3 protein-coding genes are annotated in these 2,975 nt (G+C 64.8%); 2 read left to right on the plus strand and 1 reads right to left on the minus strand.

Annotation, left to right across the window (positions count from 1 at the left end; all coding sequences use genetic code 11):
- The first annotated feature begins 233 nt into the window (after positions 1-233).
- Positions 234-533, plus strand: coding sequence for a hypothetical protein (locus tag VF794_RS11185; protein WP_331109544.1), 300 nt, complete (start codon positions 234-236; stop codon positions 531-533).
- A 14-nt stretch (positions 534-547) separates the two neighbouring features.
- Positions 548-1,456, plus strand: coding sequence for a type VI immunity family protein (locus VF794_RS11190; protein WP_331109546.1), 909 nt, complete (start codon positions 548-550; stop codon positions 1,454-1,456).
- Between the two features lie 95 nt (positions 1,457-1,551).
- On the opposite strand, the gene VF794_RS11195 is transcribed toward VF794_RS11190, so the two are convergent.
- Positions 1,552-2,442: an RNA polymerase factor sigma-32 gene (locus tag VF794_RS11195; RefSeq protein ID WP_331109548.1), complete on the minus strand. Its 891-nt coding sequence runs from the start codon at positions 2,440-2,442 to the stop codon at positions 1,552-1,554.
- Positions 2,443-2,975: the final 533 nt, after the last annotated feature.

Here is a 2,975-nt window from a genome sequence, read left to right on the forward strand (position 1 = left end):
CTGACGGATGCTCGCCACCTGTACCCGTCCCTCCGTCTTCTGGGTGCCTGCTCATGTGCCTCTATGCTGGGTTCCATGCTTCATACCGCGAAGAGGAGGCCCGTGCGGCTGCTGGTGCTCCTGGCAGTGCTCCAGGGAGGCTGCCTCCTGGAATCCGAGCCCATTGAGGGGGTGGGGAAGTGCGGTCCCCGGGACCTGTCGCTCGAGTGCTGTCTCAAGCAGTTTCCCGGTCAGTGGGAGCGCTGTACCGGGTCTCCCGAGATGGCACAGGCCGCCGAGGTGGTGGGGAGGGGTGGAAGGGCCTGACCGGAACCATCGAGCCGGACATCATCCTCTTGGACGAGAAGGGCTTCATCGTCCACGTGTACGATCTCAAGTTCCCGTGCCCGGAAACCAATAGTGCTCGCTGGGAGACGTACGCGGAAGGGCGCTGGAGGGATGAGTTACAGGGAGACGTTTATGAAGAAATCCTCGGGGTGAAACCCAGACTTGTCTCCCCACGGGACGGAATAGTCCCGATCAAGGAAGAGTAGAACGCCAGGTTCACATGCGCTACCCGAGATTGCGGTACCACGACAAGGACGGCGTGCTGGGCGCAAGTGATGCCCTGGTCATGTGCTTCTACCTGAGGCATGCCAACGAGAGGATCGCACCCGCCGTCATCCGGGCCGTGGAAATCTTCCGGGAAGGGATACGGCCCTACCAGCTCGCCTGGAACAACACGGGTGATGGGCAGGCCGAGCCGCTCGATGACGCTTCCTGGGAAAGGACCCGCGGGAAAACGCTGGATCCAGGGCCCGGTAGGTCCGGCTCCCTGATGTTGGAGGGTAAAACCCTTAGAATGGATGACCTCCTCGTGGATTACCGGGGGTTGGACGTCATCCCCCTTCCCTGGCCAGAGCGTGAGGACGACGTGTGCGTCCTATACTTGCGCCTGCCCACGGCGTTCTTGGAAGAGCGGGGTCCGGAACGGGTCCATGCGCTCGCCCTCGACCTGGCGGCGGAGCTCCCCTTCAACTCGGGGTATGTGGACTTCGTCCTCTGCTCGTCCAGAGGGGATTCGGTCGAGGCCCTCAAGCTCATCCGCTCGCGCTACCCGGGCGTACATCTGGCCGCGAGCAAGGCAACCATGCACATGAACACCTGGGTGGACGGGGTGCACTGGATGAACTTCCTCGGGCAGCCGGTGCTCGGCAAGCTCGGCGGTGTCGCCAGTCTGCGCGAGCGCCTGTCGCTCCCGGGCATCTCCCTCCAGGAGATGAGTGGAGACCGGGTTCTCATCACCCTCGGCGATCGGCCGGAGGTGGGGGATGTGGATGCGGGTCGGACGCTCCAGCCACACCGCGCACTCGCGCGACTCCTCGAACCCCACCTCTACCGACGAAGGCCCCCTTTCACTTTCAGCAAGCCAATCCCCGAGGAAGTGCTCCGCTGGGATCGCCGCTTCCTGGAGTAGGGGCGAGAACGCGGCCCAGTAGAAACACGAAGCGCCCCCACCCCTCATCGGAGTGGAGGCGCTTGGCGACCCCTGCTACCCCCGGATTGTCGGGCCTACTGCATGGCCGCGGCGGCGTCCGGATCCACCTCGGCCATCAGCGCGGCCAGCTCGGCCTTGAGCTTGTCCTTGGCGCGGAGCTCCAGCTGGCGGGCGCGCTCGCGCGAGAAGCCGAAGTGCTCGCCCAGCTCCTTGAGCGTCATCGGGCGCTCGTTCATCACGCGCTGCTCGATGATGAAGCGCTCGCGCGGATCCAGCCGCATCAGCGCCGTGCGCACGCGGGCGTTGATGAGGCCCGCCTCCTCCTTGTCCGCGAACTCGTCGTCCTGCGGCGCGCTGGCGCTCACCACGAAGTCCACGTGGCTGTTGCCCCCGTCCTCGCCCATCGGCGCGTCGAGCGACAGATCCCGCCCACCCATGCGCTGCTCCATCTCGCGCACCTCGCCGGGCTTCACGTGCAGCTTCTTGGCGATCTCATCCACGTTCACCACGGAGCCGTCATCGGCGCCGAGCTTCTCCAGCTCGCGGCGGGTGCGGGCCAGGCTGAAGAACAGCTTGCGCTGGGCCTGGGTCGTCCCGAGCTTCACCAGGCTCCAGCTCTTGAGGATGTAGTTCTGGATGTACGCGCGGATCCACCACACCGCGTAGGAGATGAGGCGGATGCCCTTGTCCGGATCGAACTTCTGCACGGCCTTCATCAGGCCGATGTTCCCCTCCTGGATGAGGTCGGACATCTTGATGCCGTAGGAGCGGTACTCGTAGGCGACCTTCACCACGAAGCGCAGGTTGCTCGTCACGAGGCGGTGGCCCGCGGCCAGGTCCCCCTTGATGAACCGGCGGGCCAGGGACTGCTCCTCCTCTACCGTGAGCAGGGCGTACTGGTTGATCTCCGAGAGGTACATCGCCAGCGAGCCCGAGTTCGACGACTGCTCAGTAGAGAGCTGCATGGGTTCTCCGAAGGGGCCTCGCGCCGAGGCCTGTGAGAAGAGGTTTGGGTCCGCGTGACAACTTGATGGTGGGTGCCTAGAGCAACGTGTGTGCCACCCTCGTTCGCGGGATTTCTTCAGTCGCAACGCATACTTGGCCGATGCGACCGCACTGCGGTGGACGGAAAGTCCGTAAGCGTTACAGGTCGGGTTCCGCGCCACCGGCCGACTGAGGCTGTAAGGAATTCGCTTCTGTCCTCAAGGGGCCTCCCATGGTTGCCGATCCGGCATTGGACCGCCGAACAGGGCCTCGGCAGAGGAGCTCATCGCTTCCCTCCGTCCCAACCGGTAATGGGCAGGCCACACATCCTCAGCGAACCTTTCGTCCCGGTTTCATTGCTCCCTCGGAGAGCACACGAGGGAGCAAGGGCCGGCGGGCCTCAGGGGGCTGCTGGATTCAGGAGGCGCGGGCCTTCGGAGTCTGCTGCTGCCGCCGCCAGGTCTCGGTGGCCCGCTTGAGTTCCTTGAGCAGGAGAGCGGCCTCGCCGGACTGA

The organism is Archangium sp., assembly GCF_036389735.1.
Taxonomy (GTDB): domain Bacteria; phylum Myxococcota; class Myxococcia; order Myxococcales; family Myxococcaceae; genus Archangium.

What these genes read in the sequence shown, in the direction of transcription:
- VF794_RS11190 (WP_331109546.1), top strand. Translation starts at nt 548, where the DNA reads ATGCGCTACCCGAGATTGCGGTACCACGACAAGGACGGCGTGCTGGGC.
- VF794_RS11195 (WP_331109548.1), bottom strand. Translation starts at nt 2,442, where the DNA reads ATGCAGCTCTCTACTGAGCAGTCGTCGAACTCGGGCTCGCTGGCGATG.